Origin of the sequence: Shewanella livingstonensis (assembly GCF_003855395.1) — a bacterium.
Taxonomy (GTDB): Bacteria; Pseudomonadota; Gammaproteobacteria; order Enterobacterales; family Shewanellaceae; genus Shewanella; species Shewanella livingstonensis.
In genome coordinates, this window is sequence record NZ_CP034015.1 from 581452 (window position 1) to 607025 (window position 25574).

Genomic DNA, 25574 nt, shown 5'->3' on the forward strand with positions numbered 1-25574 from the left:
TCAATAATGGGCAGAACAATAAGAGATGGCGATTGTAGGTCGCCATTTTGGATGACACAAGTGATTACGCTATTTCTTTTATAAGGTGGCTGTCAGCTTTACATGGCACAGGCTTTCTCTATCCGACCATATAAGTGCCAGTACCAAATGCGATATGAACTCCTTGCTCATTATGTAATTCCATCCGGCATACAGATACGCGATTACCTGAACGAATAACAGTGCCAGTACCAGTAAAAACTTCACCGCGACCAGGACGTAAAAAATCGACTCGCATATCGATAGTGCCTAAAGTCGTTAGGCGTTGTTGTAGCTCTTCAAGAGTCCAATCTTCTTTACTGGCTACGAGCCCCGCAAATACCGTGAGCCCGCCGACAACATCCAGTAATGTTGCGGTGACACCACCATGAAGAATGTTTTGATGAATATTGCCAATAAGCTCGGGTTTCATATTTATGACAACTTCAACCCCATTGATATCGTAACGTTTAATGTTTAAACCGAGTAGATTATGAAATGGAACATGTTGATCAAAAATATTAGCAACTTGTTGTAAAGCTTGAGTTTGAATAGACGTGGTCATGAGCAATCCTTGTCGTTTTATTATTATTATGGTTATGGTTTATTGTGGAAACTTACTGCCATAGAGTATTTAATCTAACCCTAAAGTGACCTTGACTCAATCATCAATCTTGTTTGAAAACAGACAAAGGTGTTTTGGTTCAAGACTTCTGCGGCTGAGTGCTTTAAAATGAGTGCCCCTTGAATGATGATGTTGTGTGAATGGATACTCCGATTTCGACCAATATTGCGTCTTCAGATGTGTTGACGACAGAGCAAGATGTACTTGCTGCGAGCTTACAGCAGGTTTTTGGTTATCGTGCCTTTCGTGAAGGGCAGCGAGAAGTCATTGAGCAAAGTTTACAAGGCCAGGACACGTTAGTTATTATGCCTACTGGTGGCGGCAAAAGTATGTGTTATCAATTACCTGCAATTGTGCTGCCTGGAGTGACGGTGGTGGTGTCGCCATTAATTTCGTTGATGAAAGATCAAGTCGACAGTTTAATGCAAAGTGGCGTATCAGCAGCTTATCTGAACTCATCTTTACCGCGCGAGCAAAGTGCAGAGGTGTTGCGTAAGCTTCATGCAGGCGAGATTAAATTGTTGTATGTGTCGCCTGAGCGCTTGTTACGTCCTGATTTTATCGAGCGCCTTCAATCTGTTGATATTTCAATGTTTGCTATTGATGAAGCGCATTGTATTAGTCAATGGGGTCATGATTTTAGACCTGAATATGCTGCCTTAGGTCAGTTAAAACAGTATTTTCCTTACTTACCTTTAATGGCCTTAACTGCGACGGCAGATCACGCTACTCGTTTGAGTATTTGCGAACGTTTAGGCGTGACGCCTTATACATTGCTGTCGAGTTTTGATCGCCCTAACATTCGCTACACAGTGGCTGAAAAACTTAATGCAACAAATCAGTTACGTCAGTTTTTAACCATTCAAAATGGTACCAGCGGCATTGTTTATTGCAGTAGCCGTCGACGAGTTGATGAGGTGGCAGAGCGTTTACGCTTACAAGGATTTAATGCCCAAGCGTATCACGCTGGGTTGAGTCAAGAAGAGCGTGGTAATGTTCAAGATAAATTTCTTAAAGATCAAATTGATATTGTGGTGGCAACCGTGGCCTTTGGTATGGGGATTAATAAATCCAACGTACGTTTTGTGGTGCATTACGATATTCCCAAAAGTATTGAAGCCTATTACCAAGAAACAGGCCGAGCTGGTCGTGATGGTTTAGACGCTGAAGCTTATATGTTGTTTGACCCTGCTGATATTGGCCGAGTTAGACATTTAATTGAGCAGTCAGAACCGGGGCCTCAACAGCAAGTCGAATTTCATAAATTGCATACCATGGCAGCGTTTGCTGAAGCGCAGACGTGTCGTCGCCAAGTGTTGCTAAACTACTTTGATGAAGTGGCATCAAAGCCTTGTGGAAACTGCGATATCTGCCTTGACCCACCTAAGCGATATGATGGTACTGAAGATGCTCAAAAAGTGCTGTCTTGTATTTATCGTTTACAGCAACGTTTTGGTATCCACCATGTAATTGAAGTATTACGCGGTTCTAAAGCGGCTAATATAGTGGATAGAGGTCATGATAGATTATCGACGTGGGGTATTGGTAAAGATAAATCAACCGAGTTTTGGCTTAGTGTTATCCGCCAGCTAATTCATTTAGGTTTGATGAGTCAGGATATTACCCGCGGCTCTGCAATTAAGCTTAACTCTGCCGCAAGACCAATATTAAAAGCTGAGTTGTCGTTAATGTTAGCTGAGCCTCGGATCCAGTTACTTGATGTTAAGCGCAAACCTAATTCGCGTGCACCACAGCAATATGATCGTAAATTATTTGCTCGTTTAAAATTACTGCGTCGCGAACTGGCGGAAAAAAATGACATTCCACCTTATTTAGTCTTTAACGATGCCACGTTAGCTGAAATGTGTGCCATGCTGCCCACAAGCCCTGGCGAGATGCTCGCAGTAAATGGTGTCGGGCAGATTAAGCTCGACCGTTTTGGCGGCGAATTTCTAGATGAGATAACTGATTATCTAACTAAAGGTTAATGGTTTATTTTTCATCAGAAGAATTGCTTTTCTCTTGAGATTTAATCTTACTCAACTGACTCAGAACTGCTTTTTTTACTAACACTTCAAAGGTGTCGAGTTGTTGTAAACTCGCCATACCAATATTTACTTTGATCTCTGATTTCCATTCGCCAAGTACTTGCTCTATTTGGGTTATGACTCTTGCCGCCCCCACTGACGATGCGTGTGGCAAGATAATAATGAGCTCATTGGTATTATGCCGAAACAATTGGTCTTGCTCTCTAAGTGTGTTTTTGAGCCGCGGAATGATAAAGGGTATATCCGCAATATTATTATGGTTGATATTAATCAGCAGCATGCTTAGTTGGTAGTGTCCTTGTTTGGCATTATCGAGCATATTATCGATACGTTGCTGCTGGTCTTCTTCTTGAGCATTTACACTATTGAGGCGTTGTGGTTTGCGGGCCAAAAATAGGACTAATCCAACGGACAATAACAAAATAATTAAGGCGGTAATGGTTAAGTTTTGATTGATGTTGCTGACAGGTTTCTCTGGTGGTGTGCTGGCTTCACTTTGTGCTGTTATTCTGGCCTTATACTGCATAAAGTGAGCATTATTTAACTTGGCCGCAGCTTGTTTAGCCGCGTCAAAACGCTGCACTTGAAATTGATAAGCCGACTCGAATTGATTTTGTTCAGCGTAGTATCGGCTGATTATTTGATTAAATTCTTCTAAATCTGAAAATTGTTCAAGTTCAGTGGCTTGTTCAATAATCTCATTTAGTAGCGACAAGGCGAGTGTGTCTTTGTGTTGTGCAAAATACACTTTGGCTAATGTTCGCTTAATGCGCATCACATTGATTGGTTCTTGGTATTTCTTTAATAGTATTATGCTCGATAAAGAGAGTTGTTCTGCAATATCATAATCGCCAACATACAAATGAATACTAGCTAGTAAGGAATAGCTCGTAGTTAAATCTCTTTCAGACAAGTTGTTTTTCTTTGCAGTTTCAGCTTTATCGAGGTAGTACAACACTTTTGCTTTATCATTTAATGTAATATTAACGCGGGCCAAATTAATTGCAAATGCAAACTCGAGCTTGCCGAAAGTGGAAGGATCCTTATATGCGAGCTCTGCAAAATATAATGTTTCAGCAAGATCTCCCTTTGAAAAAAATACATTAGTAATTTCAGATAGTAAATAGGATTTAGGGATTAAATACCAATGTTGAAATTGTGTTTTTGCCTCATCAAAGAGAGTTAATGCGAAACGTAAATCCTCAATCGATTGATTATAGTTTTCTAGGCTGGTGCTCTGGCTACTACTTAAAAAAAGACTATTTACAATCGCTTGCTTTTCAGAGTATCGCTTTGCTAAGCGGAGTGCATCTTCTGTGAGTAGTTGTTCTTGTAGCAAATTGCCAATGCTCTGATGCGCAGCTGCTTGGCATTGCATAAAGTAAGGGCGAGCTGTGTCATATTTAAACTGTCTGGCATTACTCTCACCTTGCTTTGCCAAGACAATAGCTTGATTAAACTCACCAAACTCCAATAAATTAAAACAATGTAACAGCGTTAATCGCAATAGGTCGATATTGGCTAATGGTTGTTTAGCGTGTTGTTGCTCGAGTAAATCAATGAGTGTTTTTGCTTCAAAAGAACGTTGAGAGTTGATATTGTTGATCACATTGAGTTGCTCACTAACACTTAGTTTTTGAGTTTGGGCAATGATGTCGTCCGAGAGTAATAAGCGCTGTAAGGGCTGAGCAAAAACAGGTGTCGTGACTAAATGCAGAGTCAGGCCAAAGATTAAAGTAAAAATGCGACTAAAGTTATATTCAATACTCTTTTTCGATAACGTCATCGTCATATATCTACTTAACATGGGGTGAGACTAGTATACGATTATTTGTATCCATATACATAAAAATATAATTGATGCAGCCACTTAGATTGATGTTTATTTGTACTTTGAGATGTACATATATTAATTTAAAGAGGCTCAAAATTGATTGATGGCGTCGTTAATTAACTGTAATGAAGCACTAGTACGCTATCATCTTTTTCACCTTGGTTAAATTAGGGTTGACACAGAAGGCTTGCCGCGTTACATATTAGATATAGACATACTTAATACGTCGCACGTTTAGCATATTTAGTTATTAAAAGTGAATATTAATTTTATGATCACAAAATCGATTTTACTCGGACTCCTTCTCCTCTCACGCATACCCTGCGCGGAGTCCTTTGTGTTACATGCAAAATAATTCATTAAGCATACACAAACCCCGCGCTAACAGCCGCGGGGTTTTTTGTTTCTAGCCCTTTTGAAATGTACTAGTTGTGATGTTTACAGTTAGGTAAATATACATGATGGTCGATGGAGAAATTCGATGTCCGATAGAGTCATAATTTTTGATACTACCCTACGTGATGGTGAGCAAGCGCTAGCAGCAAGTTTAACCGTTAAAGAAAAGCTACAAATAGCCTTGGCGCTTGAACGTTTAGGAGTCGATGTAATGGAGGTGGGTTTTCCGGTTTCTTCTCCAGGAGATTTTCAATCAGTGCAGACTATTGCCAAGACCATCAAGAATAGTCGAGTTTGTGCGCTATCTCGTGCACTTGAAAAAGACATTGATGCCGCTGCTCAAGCTTTATCGGTTGCAGATCAATTTCGTATTCACACTTTTATTTCTACCTCGACTATTCATGTTGAGAGTAAATTAAAGCGCTCTTTTGATGATGTATTAGAAATGGCCGTTAATGCGGTTAAATACGCCAGACGATTTACTGACGATGTTGAGTTTTCATGTGAAGATGCTGGTCGTACACCAATAGACAATTTGTGTCGTATGGTTGAGCAAGCGATTAAAGCAGGTGCGCGTACCATTAATATTCCTGATACCGTAGGTTATACCGTGCCAAGCGAGTTTGGTGGGATTATTCAAACCTTATTTAATCGAGTTCCGAATATCGATCAAGCAGTGATCTCGGTTCATTGTCATGACGATTTAGGTCTGTCGGTCGCTAATTCCATCGCAGCCGTTGAAATGGGCGCGCGCCAAGTTGAATGTACTATTAATGGTATTGGTGAACGTGCCGGTAACTGCTCGTTAGAAGAAATTGCCATGATCCTTGCAACCCGCAAAGATTTGCTCGGTGTAGAGTGCGGCATTAATGCTAAAGAAATTCATCGTACGTCGTCGTTAGTTAGTCAATTATGTAACATGCCCATTCAAGCTAATAAAGCGATTGTAGGGACCAATGCATTTTCTCATTCATCGGGTATTCATCAAGATGGCATGCTAAAAGCCAAAAATACTTATGAAATTATGACTCCAGAAAGTATTGGTTTGAATCGTAATAATATGAACATGACTTCACGCTCTGGCCGCCATGTGATTAAGCATCGCATGGCTGAAATGGGTTACCAGCCAAGGGATTATGATATGGACAGTCTTTACGAGCAATTTTTAACCTTAGCCGACAAGAAAGGTCAGGTATTTGATTACGATCTTGAAGCTTTAGTCTTTATGGAGTCACAAGCACAAGACGATGACAAGTATCAGCTTCAGCACATGATGGTGCATTCTGATTCGACTGAAGGTGTGGCCACCGCCACGGTACGTATTGCTGTAGATGGTAAAGATATTACTGAGGCTGCAACGGGTAATGGCCCTGTAGATGCGGCTTATAATGCCGTTGCTCGAGCTACCGAGCGTAAAATTAACATAACTAACTACAAGTTAAGCGCCAAAGGTGAAGGTCAAAACGCACTCGGGCAAGTTGATATTACGGCTAAATATAACGAACAAATGTTTCACGGTGTCGGTTTGGCCACAGATGTGGTTGAAGCATCAACACAAGCGTTAGTCCATGTAATGAACTTAGTGTACCGCGCAGATAAAGTGGCTGACTTTAAACAACAGATCCATAAAGAAAGGGAGTTAGGTGGCGTATGAGTTATCAAATAGCAGTTTTGTCGGGTGATGGTATTGGTCCTGAAGTGATGGCAGAAGCACGTAAAGTACTTACTGCAGTTGAAGCACGTTTTGGATTAGATATTTGCTATACCGAATTTGATGTTGGCGGTATTGCCATTGATAACCATGGTTGTCCTTTACCTGACGCGACCTTAAAAGGCTGTGAAGCCGCCGATGCGATTTTATTTGGTAGTGTGGGTGGCCCTAAGTGGGAAAATTTACCACCAAACGATCAACCTGAACGTGGTGCATTATTACCATTACGTGGACACTTTGAGCTATTTTGTAATTTACGCCCAGCTAAATTACATGACGGCTTAGAGCATATGTCACCATTACGAAGTGATATTTCAGCCCGTGGATTTGATGTGTTATGTGTGCGTGAATTAACCGGTGGTATTTACTTTGGTAAGCCGAAAGGACGTCAAGGTGAAGGTGATGATGAAGAAGCCTTCGACACTATGCGTTATAGTCGCCGCGAAATAACTCGTATTGCTCGTATTGCCTTTGAGGCCGCGCGTGGACGAAAAAATAAGGTTACCTCAGTCGATAAAGCTAACGTACTGGCATGTTCAGTACTGTGGCGCCAAGTAGTAGAAGAAGTGGCTAAAGACTTTCCTGACGTTACTTTAGAACACATCTATATTGATAACGCGACGATGCAGCTTTTGCGCCGCCCAGATGAGTTTGACGTGATGTTATGTTCTAATTTATTTGGTGATATTTTATCCGATGAAATTGCCATGTTAACGGGCTCTATGGGGCTATTGTCTTCTGCCAGTATGAACAGCACAGGCTTTGGTTTATTTGAACCCGCCGGTGGCAGTGCGCCAGATATAGCGGGTCAAGGTATCGCGAACCCAGTAGCACAGATTTTATCTGCAGCATTGATGTTACGTCATAGCTTAAAGCAGGAAGAGGCTGCCAATGCTATTGAGCGCGCAGTGACAAAAGCTCTCGCCAGTGGCTATTTAACCGGTGAGTTACTTGCTGCAGATAAGCGCAGTGAAGCAAAGTCGACAGTACAGATGGGTGATTTTATCAGTCAGGCAATAAAGGATGGTGTGTAATGGTCCAAGTGATCGGTAAAACGTTATATGAAAAAGTGTGGGATGCACATATTGTTGCTTCACCAGAAGGCGAAGCGCCTGTTGTGTATGTTGATCGTCATTTAGTCCATGAAGTGACATCTCCACAGGCATTTAGTGGTTTAAAAGTGGCAGGCCGCAAAATGCGCGCTCCAGGAAAAACCTTTGCCACTATGGATCACAACACTTCTACCCGCAGTGCTAGTTTAGATGCGTTAAGCCCTATGGCGCGTACTCAAGTTGAAACACTGGCGCAAAATTGTAAAGAGTTTGGGGTGCGCTTGTATGACATTCATCATCCGAACCAAGGTATTGTCCATGTAATGGGTCCAGAGTTGGGTATTACTTTGCCAGGCGCCGTGATTGTTTGTGGTGATTCTCACACCGCTACCCATGGTGCATTTGGTGCTTTGGCGTTTGGTATTGGCACCTCAGAGGTTGAGCACGTGTTGGCAACCCAAACGCTACGTCAGTTAAAAGCCAAAAATATGAAGGTTGAAGTGCGCGGCCAAGTGACCGATGGCGTAACCGCCAAAGATATCGTGTTAGCGATTATCGGTAAGCTAGGTATGGACGGTGGTACTGGCTATGTGGTTGAGTTTTGTGGTGAAGCCATTGAAGCATTAACCATGGAAGGTCGTATGACTTTATGTAACATGGCTATCGAAATGGGTGCTAAAGCTGGCATGGTGGCACCTGACGAAACCACATTTAACTATCTTAAGGGGCGTGAGTTTACCCCTAAAGGTGCCCTGTGGGATAAAGCAGTTAAGGCATGGTCCCAATTAAAGACCGATGCTGATGCCATATTTGATGCCGAAGTGGTATTAAACGCTAATGACATTGCGCCGCAGCTAACCTGGGGAACCAACCCTGGCCAAGTCGTTGCTATTGACGGTGAGGTACCTAATCCTGATCAAGAATCTAATGTTACTAACCGCACCAGCATGATTAAAGCGTTAGAGTATATCGGCCTTACCCCGGGCACTAAGATGACAGACATTAGCATCAATAAAGTGTTTATTGGTTCTTGTACTAACTCGCGAATTGAAGATTTACGCTCTGCCGCTGCTCATGCTAAAAACCGTAAAGTGGCAGATGGCGTAGTGGCGATTGTGGTACCGGGTTCTGGCCCAGTAAAACTGCAAGCGGAAGCGGAAGGCTTGGATAAAATTTTTATTGAAGCCGGTTTTGAGTGGCGCTTACCGGGTTGTTCTATGTGTTTAGCTATGAATGATGACCGTTTAGAGGCGGGCGATCGCTGTGCATCAACCAGCAACCGTAATTTTGAAGGTCGTCAAGGCCGCGGTAGTCGTACTCATTTGGTCAGCCCTGCAATGGCAGCTGCCGCTGCGATAGCAGGCCATTTTGTCGATATTCGTCAACCTTACTAAACCGAAAAAGGAGAGAAACATGCAAGCATTTACTGCCCATACTGGTTTAGCGGTAGCCATTGATAGCGCCAACGTGGACACGGATCAAATTATTCCAAAGCAATTTCTGTCAAAAGTCACCCGTGACGGTTTTGGAATACACTTATTCCATGATTGGCGTTATTTGGATGATGCAGGTGATCAGCCCAATCCTGAGTTTGTGTTGAATCAGTCTCGTTATAAAGGTGCTTCTATTTTATTAGCCCAAGAAAACTTTGGTTGTGGCTCGTCGCGAGAACACGCGCCTTGGGCATTAGCTGACTTTGGCTTTAGCGCTATCATTGCGCCGTCGTTTGCGGATATTTTTTATGGTAACTCGATAAATAATGGTTTATTACCTGTAAAACTGACGTCGACTGAAGTGCAGCAATTAATTGATGAAGTAGCAGCCAAACAAGGGGCACAAATTACCGTCGATTTACAAGCGCTCACGGTTACGTCACCTTCTGGTTGTGTGTTTAATTTTACCATTGTGGAGTCAGCAAGGCATAAGTTGCTTAATGGTTTAGATGCAATTGGATTGACGCTGTCTTTTGAGCAACAAATTAGTGATTACGAAGCGCATATACCGGCTTGGTACGCATAATCCGTTATCACAGAGTGTGTTAGCGTGTTACTTATATTGCGATAGCAACCAATTAATGACCTCTTTATGACAACATAAAGAGGTTTTTTTATTTTTAATTGTAAAAATTTTTATGTAACCATTTTGTATACTTATATTGATGATACTGAGTGTAGATAAATACACTTAATTATTCAGCTCACTCTTGTGTATTAAGATTTTTTATAAGATATTGATTAATATCTTATAAAATTAGTTATGTATAATCCTGTGGAAATTAAGTGCACAGCCATACTGTTTTAGTCTTCCTTGTTAAATCATTAAATCAAAAGTTTGATCTCGATCACAATTTAAAATTGAATGACTCACTTGTTGTTGAGTCTTTTTCGGTTGTTGCAAAGCTTTTTGGGATCAGTACACTGACGGCTTCATTTAAATCGAGTTTTTGCTCTATAAAAATCGATTTATGCAGTTTGAAACTAAAACACCGAGAATCATAATGAAAAAAACAGTGTTAACGTTGGCGATTAGCGCCATTGTATTTGGGGCAACAACTCAAGTGAATGCAGCAGGTTTTCAACTTGCAGAATATTCAGCCACCGGTTTAGGCCGTGCATTTGCTGGTGAAGCTGCTATTGCAGACAATGCGTCAACTCAAGCGCGTAATCCAGCCATGCTAGCTTATCTAGAAGGCCGCCAAGTATCAGCGGGTGGTATTTATGTCATGCCAAATGTTGATGTGGTTGGTGATGTCGGTATTTCTTCACCGTTATTAGGCTCAGAGCCATTAGTGATTGATGCTGACGCATACGATGTTGCTGACAATGCATTTGTGCCAAACTTTTATTATTCAAACCAGTTGAATGATCAATGGACTTGGGGTCTAGCGGTTAATTCAAACTATGGTTTAGCAACTGATATTCCGGTAGCGGATGCAGCGGCTATTTTTGGCAGTAAAACCTCAATTACCACTGTCGAGTTTAATCCCAATATTGCTTTTCGTGTTGATGACTCATTCACTGTAGGTGCTGGCTTACGTGTTGTGTACGGTGAAGGTGAAGTTAGTGCAACCGCTCCAGGTTGGATCGATGCGATTAAAGCTAATCCTAACTTACCTGCAAGCATTAATGCACGTTTACCTTCAGGTGGTACCAATCTAAAGTCAATGGAAGGTGATGATGTTGGCTATGGTTGGAAAGTGGGCGCAAGCTGGCAAATTAACTCAGCAAACCGCATCGGTTTGGCTTATCACAGTAGTGTCGATCTTAAATTAGACGGTGATGTGTCTGGCGTGGCTTATAACGGTGGTCAAAATATTGAAATTGAGGGCTACTTACCGATTGAGTTACCTGCATTTGCGGAACTGGCTTCTTATCACCAGTTAACTGAAAACTGGGCAATGCATGCCAGTGTTAATTGGACCGAATGGAGTGTGTTTGAACAACTAGTGGCGTATTTCCCTGGTGATGTTAAACCTGTCGGTGGCCTAGAGTCAGACGTGGTAAAAGAAGAGAACTTTAAAGATAACTGGCGTTATGCGCTGGGTACCACCTATACACTTAATGACCAGTGGACATTACGTGCTGGTATGGCGCTAGATAAAACTGCAGTTGACGATCAACACCGTACCACCACCATTCCGGATTCTGATCGTTTATGGTTCAGCGTTGGTACCGGTTATCAAGTGAGTAAAAATCTAAATGTTGATGTGGGTGTGACTTACATTCGCACTCATGGTGATGCACCCATTACAGAGACTCAGAGCCTACAAAATATTGCATCGGTTAGCTTCACTGGTGAAGCAACAGGTGATGTATGGTTAACAGGTGTACAGTTAAGCTATAAGATGTAATCAGCTCTGCAGGTATTAATAAAAAGGCCTCGCATTTGCGAGGCCTTTTTATTAATTGGCCTATTATAAAACGATAAGGTTTTATGTGAACTGAAGACAATTGCTTGCATTAATTTTATATGTCGATGTACGATGTGGTATTAGCTAATTAAGCAGATAAATCATATAAAAATAATCATGTTAAAATGATATAGGAAATCAGATGGTTGCAAAAAAATACATTGTTGCGTTGGATCAAGGCACTACAAGTTCTCGTGCCATTGTTTTTGATCATCAAGCGAATATTGTCGCTGTGGCGCACCGTGAATTTACTCAACATTATCCGCAAGCGGGTTGGGTAGAGCATGATCCGATGGAGATATGGTCTTCGCAAAGCTCGGTACTCGTTGAAGTGCTCACTAGAGCTGGGATCAGCCGTCATGATGTTGCAGCGATTGGGATTACTAATCAACGTGAGACGACCATAGTCTGGAATAAACACACAGGTAAGCCGGTGTGTAATGCGATTGTATGGCAATGTCGTCGTAGCCAAGCAATATGCCAACATCATAAAGCACAAGGTGTTGAGGAAATGATTCGTCAAAAAACCGGGTTGGTACTTGACCCATACTTTTCGGCGTCAAAGATTGAGTGGATTTTAGATAATGTTGAAGGTGCGCGTGAACAAGCTGAAGCGGGAGATCTGTTGTTTGGCACAGTTGATACCTGGTTAGTATGGAAGCTAACGCAGGGTGAAGTTCATGTGACCGAACCAACAAATGCATCTCGGACCATGTTATTTAATATTCACGATCAACAGTGGGACCAAGAGTTACTCGATCTATTTAATATCCCTAGGGCAATGCTACCTGAAGTGAAGCCTTCTTGTGCCATATATGGTTATACCGAACTGGCTGGCAATCATGTTCCTGTTGCAGGCATGGCAGGTGATCAGCAGTCAGCATTATTTGGCCAACTATGCATTGAGCCTGGTATGGCTAAAAATACCTATGGTACAGGGTGTTTTTTGTTAATGAACACGGGTGACAAAGCTGTTAAGTCAACTCATGGTTTATTAACAACCATTGCCATCGGTGCTGATGCAAAGGTAAGTTATGCCTTAGAAGGTTCGGTATTTATGGGCGGCGCTGTTATTCAATGGTTACGTGATGAATTAGGCTTAATTGACGATGCCTGCGACACCCAATATTTTGCTGACAAAGTGGATGATACCAATGGCGTGTATTTGGTGCCTGCATTTGTAGGTTTAGGTGCACCTTATTGGGATGCGGATGCCCGTGGTGCAATTATTGGTTTAACTCGTGGAGCGAATCGAAATCATATTATTCGTGCTGCGTTAGAGGCTATTGCGTATCAGTCTCGTGATGTGCTTGATGCAATGAGTAAAGATTCTAACGTACCGCTAACACAAATTCGAGTGGATGGTGGAGCGGTGGCTAATGACTTTTTAATGCAATTTCAAGCCGACATTACTGGCGCAACGGTTATTCGTCCTCTTGTTACCGAAACGACGGCGATGGGGGCGGCATTTTTAGCTGGGTTAGCCGTTGGCGTGTGGAAGTCGACCGATGAATTACAAACTATGCTGTCTACCGAGCGGGAGTTTACCTCCACAATGGACATAGAGACTCGGGCAAAGTTGTATAAGGGATGGAAGCAAGCAGTATCTCAAGTAAGCCCTAATGGTAATGCTGCTTAATCAAGACAACATTACACTTCAATATCGATATGCAGGCTGGCAGTTTCTCCACGAGTGGAGAAACGCTTATCTGCTTTCATTCGTCTTATCCGGCTACCAAGATTCTTTTTCTCATTAACGGTTTGAGGTTTAGCTCGTTTTTCTTGACGTGGTGTTTCCTGGCGTTGAATAAGCACTTTATGAGTAATGCTGGGTGGTAACTGTGATTGAGGCGCCTCATGACTATCGGCGCTAATAGCGCTGGCCTTTTTGACTTGCTCCACAATACGTTTACGCTCACTCACCGCCTGTACTGGCCTGGCTAACATGGCATAAATGCTATCAATACTCATGTTGCTCTCCTACGGTAGTGAATGGCTATTGATGTTAATCATCATAACTGGTTATCGACTCAAGTTGATTAAAATTTAATCTTTTTTAAGTTGTGGATCATTTGGCCGATATTTTCATACAGTTAATGGTGGCATTACAGCTATTTCCAGCAGCATGTTGGCACTATTAATGTATTCATTTTATTATTTTTGATATTAACCTCAATGACGTACCAACGTTAACAGAATCTAGTCAACATCGTGCAGCTTACTCATATCTAATCATTAAGGCGCCATTGCTGATTAGATATCGTTAACGATGCTTGTGCTGGATTATTAATGTTTGTTATCGAACTGCTTTTAATCGCTATTGATGTCGTCACATCCCTATGTGCTTAATAAGGCATTAAGAATAATTCACTGTGATTACAAGATGAATTGATAAAATACTTGCCCTCAACATTACGCTATCAATCATGAACATCGTAAAGTTAAGCGCTAGCGTTTTACTATTAGCAAATAATGATGCGTTTTTTAAGCGAGAAAAGTGGACTCAGTCGACTATTTGTTGATTTTTAATGTAGTTAAAATGAGGTTGCTGAGCAATATTATGTGGTAAAGACCGAATATTTGAACAATAAAAGAAGATTAATTAAAAAGATCGCATGTCTATTTTAGCCGATAAAGTGACCGTTATGTGTCTGGTTTAACTCATTTACCCTGATTTTTAGCTGTTTTGTACTGACAGCTCTGTCATTCATCCTGCTTGATATTAATTTGCTGCTAACCCGCTTGGGGTCTGGATTTAATATATCTGTCCATCCCTTGACAACACTTGCATAGAGTCCCTAAACTTAGCATTTGTGGGGAGAAGTGGATCATTGTGGATCAAATGATAACAATAAGGGTTAAATAACGTGTTTCGAGGTGCTAGTGCAATCAACATGGATGCTAAAGGGCGGATCGCTATTCCAGCGAGATACCGTGATGCGTTATGTGTGGAGCATGCCGGTACTGTGATTATGACCGTTGATATTGAAGCCGCTTGTTTGTTGATTTATCCGTTACACGAATGGGAGCAAATTGAAGCCAAGCTAAGCTTGCTTTCTGACACCGATCCACTTGAACGCTCCTTTAAACGAAAATTACTAGGTCACGCACAAGATTGTGAACTAGACAGCCACGGACGTATTGTTATTCCGCCGGCATTGCGAAGTTTCGCCAGTTTAGAAAAGAAAACCATGCTGGTGGGCCTACTGAATAAATTTGAATTATGGGAAGAGTCTGCTTGGCAGCAACAAATGGATGATGGCAATACGCTCATTCAAAGCCAAGATTTAGCCAGCAATGAACGCCTGGCACACTTTTCACTGTAGTTACCAAAAAGGTTAGAAGAACCCAATGAGCCAAGAGTTTGCCCATTTATCTGTATTACTCAATGAGACCGTCAACGGTCTCAATATCCAAAGTGATGGCATCTACATCGATGGCACTTTTGGCCGTGGTGGGCATTCGCGTCATTTACTTAGTCATTTAGGTAATAATGGCCGTTTAATTGCCATTGACAGAGATCCGCAAGCCATCGAGGCTGCGAAGCAGTTTGCCGATGACCCTCGATTCCAAATTGTCCACGGTGGCTTTGGTCAATTAGCTGAGTATGTTGAAGAGCTTGGGTTAACAGGCAAGATCAATGGTGTATTACTTGATCTTGGGGTGTCGTCGCCACAATTAGATGATGCAGAACGTGGTTTTAGTTTTTTACGTGATGGTCCGCTCGACATGCGTATGGACAATAGCCAAGGCCAAACGGCAGCTCAGTGGATAGCTCGTGCTGAAATTGAAGACATGGCATGGGTATTTAAAACCTATGGCGAAGAAAAAAATTCGCGTCATATTGCCCGTTGTATTGCTGCTGATCGTGAAAAAGCCCCTTTTTTACGCACCAAAGACTTAGCTGATTTAATTGCGCGTATTACCAAAAATAAAGAACGTAATAAGCATCCAGCCACGCGAGTGTTTCAAGCTATTCGTATTTATATCAACAGTGAATTAGAACAGATAGATCAAGCTTTAGAAGGTGCATTAGCCGTGCTGGCACCTCAGGGACGTCTCTCTGTGATCAGTTTCCATTCACTCGAAGATCGTATGGTTAAGCGTTTTATTCGTCGCCATAGTCAAGGTGAAAGCGTGCCACATGGTTTACCTATTATGGAAGCTGAGTTGAATAAATCTCGTAAATTAAAAGCGGTTAGTAAGGCACTAAAGCCTTCTGATGCAGAATTAGAGCTAAATCCACGTGCGCGCAGCTCAGTATTACGAGTTGCCGAGCGTCTGGATTACTAACTGCCGAGGATAATGTGAGCCAATCACCATTAAATTTGCCTCGGATTGTGTTCCTCGACATGTGGCACCACAAGTGGGTCGTGCTGTTGAGTTTGTTGGTTGTGATAAATGGTGTCGCCGTCGTTTACACCAGCCATGTAACACGTAAGTTGATTACCCAGTGGGATCAGTTGCTACAAGAACAAGATCGCTTAGATATTGAATGGCGCAACTTATTATTAGAAGAACAATCGCAATCTGAACACAGTCGTGTGACTCGGATGGCAACCAAAGAATTAAATATGTCTCGGCCGCTTCCTAAGGAGGAAGTTATCATTCGAGTCCAGTGAGCATAGGGAATATGGCTAGACAAGCAAAACAAAAATTAGGTCACGAACTGATCCCATGGCGTTTATACGTTGTGGTGGGTTTCGTATTGTTATTATTTTGTAGTCTAGTTGCACGTGCCGCTTATATTCAAATTATTGAGCCAGATAAACTGCGCCATGAAAGTGACATGCGCACGTTACGTACCACGAGTAATCAAGTCCAGCGAGGCTTAATAACCGACCGCAATGGCGATATGTTAGCGGTTAGTGTCCCGGTTAGAGCAGTATGGGCTGACCCAAAACATGCCTATGATCAAGATGCGTTTAAAGATATGCGCCGTTGGCAAGCCCTTGCTGATGTACTGCAAGAACCTGTTGATGAACTGGTCAATAAGGTTAAAAACAACCCTAAAAAACGCTTTGTATACCTTAAACGTCAAGTGACATCAGCTGTAGCTGACTATATTGAACAGCTAAAAATTGGCGGTATTTATCTTAAATCAGAATCTCGCCGTTACTATCCTGCGGGTGAAATTGCCGCTCAGTTAATTGGTATCACTAATATCGACGATGTGGGTATCGAAGGCATTGAGAATACCTACAATACCTGGTTAACAGGGACACCATCGAAGCAAAAGGTGCGTAAATCTCGCGACGGTAGTGTGGTTGAGCGTTTAGATATCGTCCAAGAAGGCGAAAGTTCTAACGATTTAGTGCTCAGTATCGATCAACGCATTCAACAGTTAGCCTATCGTGAATTGAAACGTGCGACAGAAGTATACCAAGCGACTTCAGGATCTGTGGTGGTTATCGATGTATCTACGGGTGAAGTGTTAGCGATGGTGAATACTCCTTCATATAATCCTAATGCCCGAGATAATTTACAACCTCATCGTATGCGCAACCGCGCCTTAACTGACACATTCGAACCTGGTTCGACAATTAAACCTTTTGTTGTTGCTGCAGCCCTTGATGCAGGCACTGTGAAAGTGAATGAATTAATATCGACATCACCAGGGTGGATGCGAATTGGTGGGCGTCAAGTTCGCGATTCGAATAACTATGGTGATATGACGTTAGCTAAAATTTTAGTTAAATCGAGTAACGTGGGAATTAGTAAGTTGTCCTTGTCTATGCCCGTTGAACAATTACTCGGTACATACCAATCCATGGGATTAGGTAATTATTCAGGGATTAATTTAACCGGCGAAAGTGCAGGATTAATTCATAATCGCCATCGTTGGTCTGACTTTGAGCGTGCCACTCTGTCTTTTGGTTATGGTTTTACCGCTACCCCGTTACAAATTGCACGTATGTACGCCACGTTAGGCAGCGGTGGTGTACTTTATCCTGTATCCATTTTAAAACTGAAACAGCCTCCTAAGGGTGAGCAAGTGATTTCAAATAAAGTTGCTCATGAAGTCATGCAAATGCTTGTAGGAGTGACAGAAACAGGAGGCACAGGTACTAAAGCTCATATTGATGGCTACCCAGTCGCAGGCAAGTCCGGCACTAGCCGTAAAGCTGTTGCCGGTGGTTATGGTGATGATTATGTTGCTTTATTTGCTGGTGTTGCTCCTGTTCATAAACCTCGATTGGCTATTTCCGTAGTGATTAATGAACCTAAAGGCGATAAATATTACGGTGGCGACGTTGCTGGTCCGGCCTTTGCTAAAATAATGTCTGGTGCCTTACAAATGCTCAATGTTGAACCGATTTCAGAGCAGGAGGCTGTTCATTTGGCCACTGCACGAGGAGCGCAGAACGATGTTATTAAATGATTTATTAGCACCGTGGTTTCACTACTCTGGCCGTGAATCTATTAATGGGCTAACCCTTGATAGTCGTGAGGTTAAAGCGGGCGGTTTATTTGTGGCCTTGCCGGGTTATAAAGTTGATGGCCGAGCCTTTATTCCTCAAGCTATTGAAGCGGGAGCAGCAATAATACTGGTGCATACTGATAATCCAGATGAGCACGGTAAGGTCGACCGGATTCAATATACTGTGCCGTTAGTGTATTTTTGCCAGTTAAGTCGTCAATTATCGGCGGTTGCCGCGCAGTTTTATTTACCCAATAGCCAATCGTTGTCTTTGATTGGGATCACGGGAACTAATGGCAAAACTTCTGTAAGCCAGATTATCGCGCAAATTGTACATTTACTTGGACATAAAGCAGCCGTAATGGGCACGTTAGGCAATGGCTTATGGGGAAAACTTGTTGATAGTGGCAATACCACAGCCGATGCTGTGACTGTTATGCGCCAACTTGGAGAGTTTGTTGCCCAGGGTGCTGAGCTGTGTGCCATGGAAGTATCAAGTCATGGTTTAGTCCAAGGGCGAGTCGAAGCTGCTCCATTTGATATCGCAGTCTTTACCAATTTAAGTCGTGATCACCTAGATTACCATGGTGATATGGATGCCTACGCTGCGGCTAAAAAACGCTTATTTCAATTTCCGAGTGTCCAGCATGGTGTCATTAATATTGATGATGCAGTTGGGGCTAAGTGGCTAACTGAACTGGCTGATAATAAAAATAAATCATTTAGTATTCAAGGTAATACCTCGGCCGATTTTTATTGTGATTTCATCAAATATTATGATGCAGGCGTGACAGCGACATTGCATTTTGTCGATGTTGACAGTGGGCAGCCAGTAAGTACATCGTTTAGTTCACCGTTATTAGGTGCCTTTAATTTGTCTAATCTTGTAGCCGCCATATCGGTGCTGTATCTACAAGGAACTGCGATGGCATCAATATTAGCGGTCATCCCACAATTAATACCAGTTGCAGGACGTATGGAACGTTTTACATCGGCCAATAAAGCGACGTTAGTTGTTGATTATGCTCATACTCCTGACGCTATTGAGCAAGCGCTAAAAGCACTAAGACTTCACTGCAAAGGGACGTTATGGTGTGTATTTGGTTGCGGTGGCGATCGTGATAAAGGTAAGCGTGCTTTGATGGCCAGTGCAGCTGAACAATATGCAGATAAAGTGATGATCACTAGTGATAATGCCCGCAGTGAAGATCCGCAAACCATTATAAACGATATTTTACAGGGAATTAATCAGCCTCAAAATGTGCTCACCCAGGTTGATCGTATTAAAGCTATTACCCAAGTGACCTCATTGGCACACGTTAACGATATTGTGCTGCTTGCTGGTAAGGGTCATGAAACCTATCAAGAAGTGGCAGGTCAACGCATCGATTATGATGAGCGCGCTTTAGCATTAACCTTGTCTCAGGAGGCATCATGATTAGCGTCACTTTGTCGATATTAGCTCAATATCTTAATGGTACGTTAACCGGTCAAGACAGTGTGATTACCAGTGTGAGTACTGATAGTCGGAACATTCCCGCTCAATGCTTGTTTATCGCGTTAAAAGGCGAACGTTTTGATGGTCATGATTTTGTCGATACAGCGATTAAAAATGGTGCAGTAGCACTGTTGGTTGATCATCTATTAGTCGACAATTCTTTTGCAGCCGATATTCCACAAATTGTGGTCGGCGATACCCAAAAGGCTATGGGTAAAATAGGCATGTTTGTGCGTCAAACTGTAGCGCCTATTTGCGTAGCATTAACTGGGTCCAACGGTAAAACCAGCGTTAAAGAAATGCTGGCTACTATTTTATCTCAACATCACCAAGTGTTATTTACCGCCGGTAATTTTAACAACGAAATTGGTGTGCCGTTAACTTTGCTGCGGTTAAGTGAAGGCGATGAATACGGGGTTTTTGAACTTGGCGCAAACCACCGTGGAGAGATCGATTACACCTCATCGTTAGTACAACCTCAAGTCGCGTTAGTGAATAACGTCGGCAATGCACACCTTGAAGGGTTTGGTTCGCTAGAAGGTGTTGCTCAAGCAAAATCTGAAATTTTTAACCATTTGGCATCAAATGGCACTGCGATTATTAACGCTGACGACAAGTTTGCCGATTTTATGTTGCAACGCTCTAAAGGCCATAAGCAGTTGCGTTTTTCATGTGATAAGAATGTAGATGCGGATGTTACTGCAACAGACATAGTGGCTGATGCCAATGGTTGTTATCAGTTTACATTAACCTTTAATGATCAACATAAGCCTGTGCATTTGCCATTGGCTGGCATGCATCAAGTAAGTAATGCGCTTGCTGCGGCATCAATGTCAATTGCTCTAGGGCTATCGCTTGCTGAAATTGCACAAGGCTTTGCTTTACTGAAACCTGTAAAGGGTCGTATGCAGCCTCATGATCTTGGCCGAGTATTATTAATTGATGATAGTTATAACGCTAATCCAACGTCGGTCGGTGCAGCCATTAATTGGTTGCAACAACGTGATGGATATCGTTGTTTAGTGCTGGGAGATTTAGGCGAATTAGGCGACAATGCTGCCCCTTTGCATGCCAGCATTGGGTTACAGGTTAAAAATTCAACCATAGAGTCATTATTTTGTTGTGGCCAGTTATCGGAAAATACCAGTGAAGCATTTGGTAGTGAACACTTTTCTGCTCAAGAGGCATTAATTGTGGCATTACAAAAACAGTTAGCAAATACCACAGGTAATATCACCGTTTTAGTTAAAGGTTCCCGCAGCGCCGCCATGGAGCGAGTTGTGGACAGTTTATTAGATGCCTATGGGCGTGGGGAGTTAGTGTAGATGCTGGTTTATCTAGCCGAGTATTTAACCCAGTTTTATTCAGGGTTTAACGTTTTTTCGTATGTAACGTTCCGGGCAATTTTAGGCTTGTTAACTGCATTAGTATTTAGTTTATGGTGGGGACCTATTTTGATCAAGCGTTTGCAAGAATTGCAAATTGGTCAAGTGGTACGAAGTGACGGCCCAGAGTCTCATTTCAGCAAGCGTGGTACACCGACAATGGGCGGAATAATGATCCTTGCTGGGATTTTTATCAGTGTGTTGTTATGGGGTGATCTATCCAATCGTTACGTATTAGTGACTTTATTTGTACTCGCTAGTTTTGGTGCTATTGGCTTTATTGATGATTATCGCAAAGTGGTAAAAAAAGATACTAAAGGCCTTATTGCACGTTGGAAATATGCCCTACAGTCTATCGCGGCCTTAGTAGTGGCGGTGTATTTGTACAGTTCATCGACCATGGGTGGGGAAACCCAATTAGTGGTGCCATTTTTTAAAGACATCATGCCTCAATTAGGCATGATGTTTGTTGTTTTAGCTTACTTCACCATTGTGGGTGCGAGTAATGCGGTGAACTTAACCGATGGTTTAGATGGTTTGGCGATTATGCCAACGGTGATGGTTGCAGCAGCTTTTGCATTGATAGCTTACTTATCTGGTCATGCGCAGTTTGCCAGTTATTTACACATCCCACATTTACCTTTAGCGGGCGAATTAGTGATTGTGTGTACTGCAATGGTCGGGGCTGGTTTGGGCTTTCTGTGGTTTAACACTTATCCTGCACAAGTGTTTATGGGCGATGTGGGTTCATTGGCATTGGGCGCAGCATTGGGCGTAATTGCGATTCTAGTTCGCCAAGAGATTTTGTTGGTCATTATGGGCGGCGTATTTGTGATGGAAACGGTATCGGTGATCTTACAGGTGGGCTCGTATAAGTTACGTGGCCAACGTATTTTCCGTATGGCGCCTATTCATCACCATTATGAATTAAAAGGATGGCCAGAGCCGCGAGTTATTGTACGTTTTTGGATTATCTCATTGTTTTTAGTCCTATTAGGTCTTGCGACGCTAAAATTACGCTAAGCAGTTAATAAAGGTTAGTATTATGCAAACTCAATACACGCACATTGTTTTAGGCTTAGGGGCTACAGGGCTCTCGGTCGTGCGTTTTTTAGCGACTAAAGGCATTAAACCTTTAGTGATGGACAGTCGTCGTCATCCTCCAGGTGCTGAGGCATTGGCTCAAGAGTTTGCCGATATTGAGTTATTGACTGGTGGGTTTGATTGTCGATATTTAGTGCAAGCCAGCCAAATTATCATTAGTCCAGGTGTACCGATTGATACACCTGAAGTGCGGGCCGCACTTGATATGGGTATTGAGGTGATTGGTGATGTTGAGTTGTTTGCTCGAGATATTGCCAACAAAAAACCATGTGTTGTAGGTATCACGGGATCTAATGGTAAGTCTACCGTGACAACACTAGTGTACGAAATGCTGCTAGCTGCTGGTAAGTCAGTAGCGATTGGCGGCAATATTGGCACTCCTGCGTTAGATTTATTACCTCAAGATGCTGACTTTTTCGTGCTTGAACTGTCTAGTTTTCAACTAGAAACTACTCATTCGTTAAATTGTATTGCAGCAACGTGTCTTAATATTAGTGAAGATCATATGGATCGTTATAGTGATCTGAATTCTTACCGCGAAGCAAAATTGCGGTTATACCCACAAAGCCGCTTTGTAATGTACAACCGTGACGATCAGCTCACTTATCCTATAGAACCAATGAATCAAAATAATTTTGGTTTAGGCGTGCCTGAAGGTGACGCCTGGGGATTAAGTGATGGCAAGGTTTTTCATGGTGACAGTGAAATTATTAACTTAAATGATGTGACGTTAATTGGCAGTCACAACCATGCAAATTTATTAGCCGCAATGGCATTAGCTGATGCTTGTGGTGTGGGTAAAGAGCCGATGATTAACGTAGCGAAAACCTTTGTTGGTTTAAGCCATCGTTGCGAGCTTGTGGCTGTTAAACAAGGTGTGTCGTACATCAATGATTCTAAAGCCACCAATGTCGGCGCGACGGTTGCCGCTCTGGAGGGACTTAACTCACACCTAGGTGATTTATACTTGATAGCCGGTGGCGATGGCAAAGGCAGCGACTTTCGCCCTCTTGCAGAACCGTTAGCCAATATTACTCAGCTGATTACCTTGGGGCGAGATGGTCGAAAAATAGCTAAGTTAAAGCCAGGCACTATTGAGGTGGCAACGATGGCTGAAGCTGTCGCTAAAGCGGCTGAACTAGCATCATCTGGTGACATCGTATTATTGTCTCCAGCGTGTGCCAGTTTAGATATGTATAAGAGCTTTATGGCTCGCGGTGATGACTTTAGGCAATGTGTGGAGTCATTAGTCGATGGCGAATAGCGAGCAGCAACTTAGCTTGTTTAAACGAGGCCTTAATTGGACTTTGCCCTCGTTATTATCAGATGATCATACTCCGGGTATGCCGCTGTACGACCGCAGTTTTTTAGTCGCAATTGTCGGCTTGATGTGTTTTGGCTTCGTTATGGTGATGTCCGCTTCTATGCCTGAAGCGACTAAGCTGACTGGCGATCCACTTTATTTTATGTACCGCCATGTGCTTTATCTTGTGGGCTGTGTGGTGATTGCATTTGTGGTACTTAAGTTTGAAGTGAGCTATTGGGAAAAAAATAGCGGCATGTTGATGTTAGCCGTGTTGATATTATTGATAGCGGTACTGTTTATTGGTACGTCGGTTAATGGTGCACGTCGTTGGCTGTCTATTGGTCCTATTAGGATCCAAGTCGCGGAAATGGCGAAGTTTGTGTTTATAGTTTACATGGCGGGTTACTTAGTTCGTCGCCATGGTGAACTACGTGAAAACCGTAAAGGTTTTTATAAACCGATTGGGGTTTACGGTTTGTTCGCCGTGTTGATTTTATTACAACCTGACTTGGGTACCGTGGTGGTGCTGTTCGTTTGTACCGTGAGCTTGCTATTTTTAGCGGGTGCACGTCTCACTGACTTTATGGTGTTGGTGTTACTTGGCGTAGCGACATTTGTGTTACTGGTATTATTTGAACCTTATCGTATGCGACGAGTCACCTCGTTTATGGACCCATGGGAAGACCCGTTTGGCAGTGGTTACCAGTTGACGCAGTCATTAATGGCTTATGGCCGAGGTGATTGGTTTGGTCAAGGTTTAGGAAACAGTATCCAGAAGCTGGCTTATTTACCTGAAGCACATACCGACTTTATCTTCGCGGTAATCGGTGAGGAACTTGGGTTTACCGGTATTATTGTGGTGTTATGCACACTATTTTTTATTGCTATTCGTGCCATTAGATTGGGCAATTTATGTTTAAAAATGCAGCGCCCTTTTGAAAGTTATGTTTCGTATGGCGTTGGCATATGGGTGTGTTTTCAGACCGTCGTTAACGTAGGTGCCAGTATTGGTATGTTACCAACCAAAGGGTTAACCCTACCATTTATTAGTTATGGTGGCAGTAGTTTGTGGATTATGACCGCTGCGGTCATGTTGCTTGTTAGGATTGATCATGAACGTCGAGTTAGTTTGGTGCAAGCCGTACAAGGGAGAACGAGTTAATGAACAGTAATATTGGCAGTTCTCCTAAAATATTGATTATGGCAGGTGGTACTGGCGGTCATGTTTTCCCCGCTCTTGCAGTGGCAAAACACTTAGCTGAGAAAGGTTGGCAAATTCGTTGGTTAGGTACAGCCGATCGTATGGAAGCTAGGCTAGTTCCACAGCATGGGTTTGATATTGAATTTATCGATATTAAAGGCGTGCGTGGTAACGGACTTATGCGTAAGTTAGCGGCGCCATTTAAAATTATCCGTTCAATTATTCAAGCCAAAGCTGTGATTGATGATTTTCAGCCTGATGTGATTTTAGGTATGGGTGGATTTGCCAGTGGACCAGGTGGCGTAGCGGGTAAATTATCCGGTATTCCACTGGTATTGCATGAGCAAAATGCTATTCCAGGATTAACTAATAAATTGTTATCTAAGATTGCCAAAAAGGTATTGTGCGCATTCCCAAATACCTTTGCCAGTAACGTGGCTAATGTTGAAGTTGTGGGCAATCCTATTCGCCAAGAACTGATTGAGTTAGGTGAACAAATTAAAACCCCACAAGCAGATGCATTAAGAGTATTAGTGGTAGGGGGAAGTTTAGGCGCTAAAGTGTTGAATGATGTTATGCCGGCAGTAGTGGCTCATTTATGCAAATACCATTCACTGACTGTTTGGCACCAAGTAGGCAAAAATAATCAAGCCACTGTAAAAGCCAGTTATCAACAACTCGGACAATCAGACAGTGTCAATGTGGCTGAATTTATTGATGATATGGAAGCTGCTTATCGTTGGGCAGATGTCGTGGTATGTCGTTCAGGCGCTCTTACTGTATCAGAACTAGCTGCCGTGGGCTTACCGAGTATTTTAGTTCCGTATCCTCACGCCGTTGACGATCATCAAACCGTGAATGCATCGGTACTTGTTGATGCCGGCGCGGGTTTTTTATTACCACAAACCATTTTAAATGCAGATAATCTAGCAGAGAAATTGCAGTTATTTGCTGAAAATAGACAAGAACTAGCCCAAATGGGTCATAAAGCAAGAGGCGTCGCGGTATTAGATGCGACTGAACGAGTAGCCGATATTTGTGCCTCATTTGCGAGAAAGGGTTGAA

The 25574-nt window shown here is 42.5% G+C and carries 20 protein-coding genes; 17 read left to right on the forward strand and 3 right to left on the reverse strand.

Annotated features, from left to right (window positions below):
• Positions 1 to 118: 118 nt before the first annotated feature.
• On the reverse strand, positions 119 to 583 hold the full coding sequence (locus EGC82_RS02700) for a thioesterase family protein (RefSeq protein ID WP_124729386.1): 465 nt from the start codon (positions 581 to 583) through the stop codon (positions 119 to 121).
• 200 nt (positions 584 to 783) lie between these two features.
• On the opposite strand from EGC82_RS02700, the gene recQ reads away from it, so the two are divergent.
• Positions 784 to 2631: a DNA helicase RecQ gene (gene recQ, locus EGC82_RS02705; RefSeq protein WP_164839080.1), complete on the forward strand. Its 1848-nt coding sequence runs from the start codon at positions 784 to 786 to the stop codon at positions 2629 to 2631.
• Between the two features lie 4 nt (positions 2632 to 2635).
• Here the strand turns inward: recQ and EGC82_RS02710 are convergent, their stop codons facing one another.
• The gene (locus tag EGC82_RS02710) at positions 2636 to 4483 is read right to left on the reverse strand and encodes a hypothetical protein (RefSeq protein WP_124729387.1); all 1848 of its coding nucleotides are present in this window, start codon (positions 4481 to 4483) and stop codon (positions 2636 to 2638) included.
• 523 nt (positions 4484 to 5006) lie between these two features.
• Between EGC82_RS02710 and leuA the strand changes: the two genes are divergently transcribed.
• The 6 genes from leuA (at position 5007) to glpK (ending at position 13233) form a co-directional block, all read left to right on the forward strand.
• Positions 5007 to 6575, forward strand: coding sequence for a 2-isopropylmalate synthase (gene leuA / locus EGC82_RS02715; protein WP_124729388.1), 1569 nt, complete (start codon positions 5007 to 5009; stop codon positions 6573 to 6575).
• Complete coding sequence (leuB, locus tag EGC82_RS02720) at positions 6572 to 7666, forward strand: 3-isopropylmalate dehydrogenase (RefSeq protein WP_124729389.1); 1095 nt, start codon at positions 6572 to 6574, stop codon at positions 7664 to 7666. The genes leuA and leuB overlap by 4 nt, the downstream gene beginning before the upstream one ends.
• A gap of 11 nt (positions 7667 to 7677) precedes the next feature.
• Complete coding sequence (gene leuC / locus EGC82_RS02725) at positions 7678 to 9078, forward strand: 3-isopropylmalate dehydratase large subunit (protein ID WP_164839188.1); 1401 nt, start codon at positions 7678 to 7680, stop codon at positions 9076 to 9078.
• Positions 9079 to 9097: 19 nt separating this feature from the next.
• Positions 9098 to 9703 carry a 3-isopropylmalate dehydratase small subunit gene (gene leuD / locus EGC82_RS02730; RefSeq protein ID WP_124729391.1) on the forward strand — a complete coding sequence of 202 codons (606 nt, stop codon included), beginning with the start codon at positions 9098 to 9100 and terminating at the stop codon, positions 9701 to 9703.
• A gap of 478 nt (positions 9704 to 10181) precedes the next feature.
• Positions 10182 to 11534 (forward strand): outer membrane protein transport protein, encoded by a 1353-nt coding sequence (locus tag EGC82_RS02735; protein WP_124729392.1) that lies wholly within the window; start codon positions 10182 to 10184, stop codon positions 11532 to 11534.
• A 202-nt stretch (positions 11535 to 11736) separates the two neighbouring features.
• The gene (glpK, locus tag EGC82_RS02740) at positions 11737 to 13233 is read left to right on the forward strand and encodes a glycerol kinase GlpK (RefSeq protein WP_124729393.1); all 1497 of its coding nucleotides are present in this window, start codon (positions 11737 to 11739) and stop codon (positions 13231 to 13233) included.
• Positions 13234 to 13244: 11 nt separating this feature from the next.
• Here the strand turns inward: glpK and EGC82_RS02745 are convergent, their stop codons facing one another.
• Positions 13245 to 13565, reverse strand: a complete 321-nt coding sequence (locus EGC82_RS02745; protein WP_124729394.1) for a hypothetical protein — start codon at positions 13563 to 13565, stop codon at positions 13245 to 13247.
• Between the two features lie 896 nt (positions 13566 to 14461).
• On the opposite strand from EGC82_RS02745, the gene mraZ reads away from it, so the two are divergent.
• The 10 genes from mraZ to murG are packed head-to-tail and all read left to right on the forward strand — an operon-like array spanning position 14462 to position 25573.
• Positions 14462 to 14920 (forward strand): division/cell wall cluster transcriptional repressor MraZ, encoded by a 459-nt coding sequence (gene mraZ / locus EGC82_RS02750; RefSeq protein ID WP_124729395.1) that lies wholly within the window; start codon positions 14462 to 14464, stop codon positions 14918 to 14920.
• A gap of 25 nt (positions 14921 to 14945) precedes the next feature.
• Entirely contained in the window at positions 14946 to 15887 is a 942-nt protein-coding gene (gene rsmH, locus EGC82_RS02755) for a 16S rRNA (cytosine(1402)-N(4))-methyltransferase RsmH (protein WP_124729396.1), read from the forward strand.
• 14 nt (positions 15888 to 15901) lie between these two features.
• Positions 15902 to 16216 carry a cell division protein FtsL gene (gene ftsL / locus EGC82_RS02760; RefSeq protein ID WP_124729397.1) on the forward strand — a complete coding sequence of 105 codons (315 nt, stop codon included), beginning with the start codon at positions 15902 to 15904 and terminating at the stop codon, positions 16214 to 16216.
• Positions 16217 to 16227: 11 nt separating this feature from the next.
• Complete coding sequence (locus EGC82_RS02765; RefSeq protein WP_124729398.1) at positions 16228 to 17976, forward strand: penicillin-binding transpeptidase domain-containing protein; 1749 nt, start codon at positions 16228 to 16230, stop codon at positions 17974 to 17976.
• Positions 17963 to 19453 carry a UDP-N-acetylmuramoyl-L-alanyl-D-glutamate--2,6-diaminopimelate ligase gene (murE, locus tag EGC82_RS02770; RefSeq protein WP_124729399.1) on the forward strand — a complete coding sequence of 497 codons (1491 nt, stop codon included), beginning with the start codon at positions 17963 to 17965 and terminating at the stop codon, positions 19451 to 19453. The genes EGC82_RS02765 and murE overlap by 14 nt, the downstream gene beginning before the upstream one ends.
• A complete protein-coding gene (locus tag EGC82_RS02775) occupies positions 19450 to 20838 on the forward strand; it encodes a UDP-N-acetylmuramoyl-tripeptide--D-alanyl-D-alanine ligase (protein WP_124729400.1) in 1389 nt (462 codons plus the stop codon). The genes murE and EGC82_RS02775 overlap by 4 nt, the downstream gene beginning before the upstream one ends.
• Complete coding sequence (gene mraY / locus EGC82_RS02780) at positions 20839 to 21921, forward strand: phospho-N-acetylmuramoyl-pentapeptide-transferase (RefSeq protein WP_124729401.1); 1083 nt, start codon at positions 20839 to 20841, stop codon at positions 21919 to 21921.
• 22 nt (positions 21922 to 21943) lie between these two features.
• Positions 21944 to 23266, forward strand: a complete 1323-nt coding sequence (gene murD / locus EGC82_RS02785) for a UDP-N-acetylmuramoyl-L-alanine--D-glutamate ligase (protein ID WP_124729402.1) — start codon at positions 21944 to 21946, stop codon at positions 23264 to 23266.
• Positions 23256 to 24470, forward strand: a complete 1215-nt coding sequence (gene ftsW / locus EGC82_RS02790) for a cell division protein FtsW (protein ID WP_124729403.1) — start codon at positions 23256 to 23258, stop codon at positions 24468 to 24470. Before murD ends, ftsW begins: the two co-directional genes overlap by 11 nt.
• A complete protein-coding gene (gene murG, locus EGC82_RS02795; protein WP_124729404.1) occupies positions 24470 to 25573 on the forward strand; it encodes an undecaprenyldiphospho-muramoylpentapeptide beta-N-acetylglucosaminyltransferase in 1104 nt (367 codons plus the stop codon). The genes ftsW and murG overlap by 1 nt, the downstream gene beginning before the upstream one ends.
• Position 25574 lies beyond the last annotated feature (1 nt).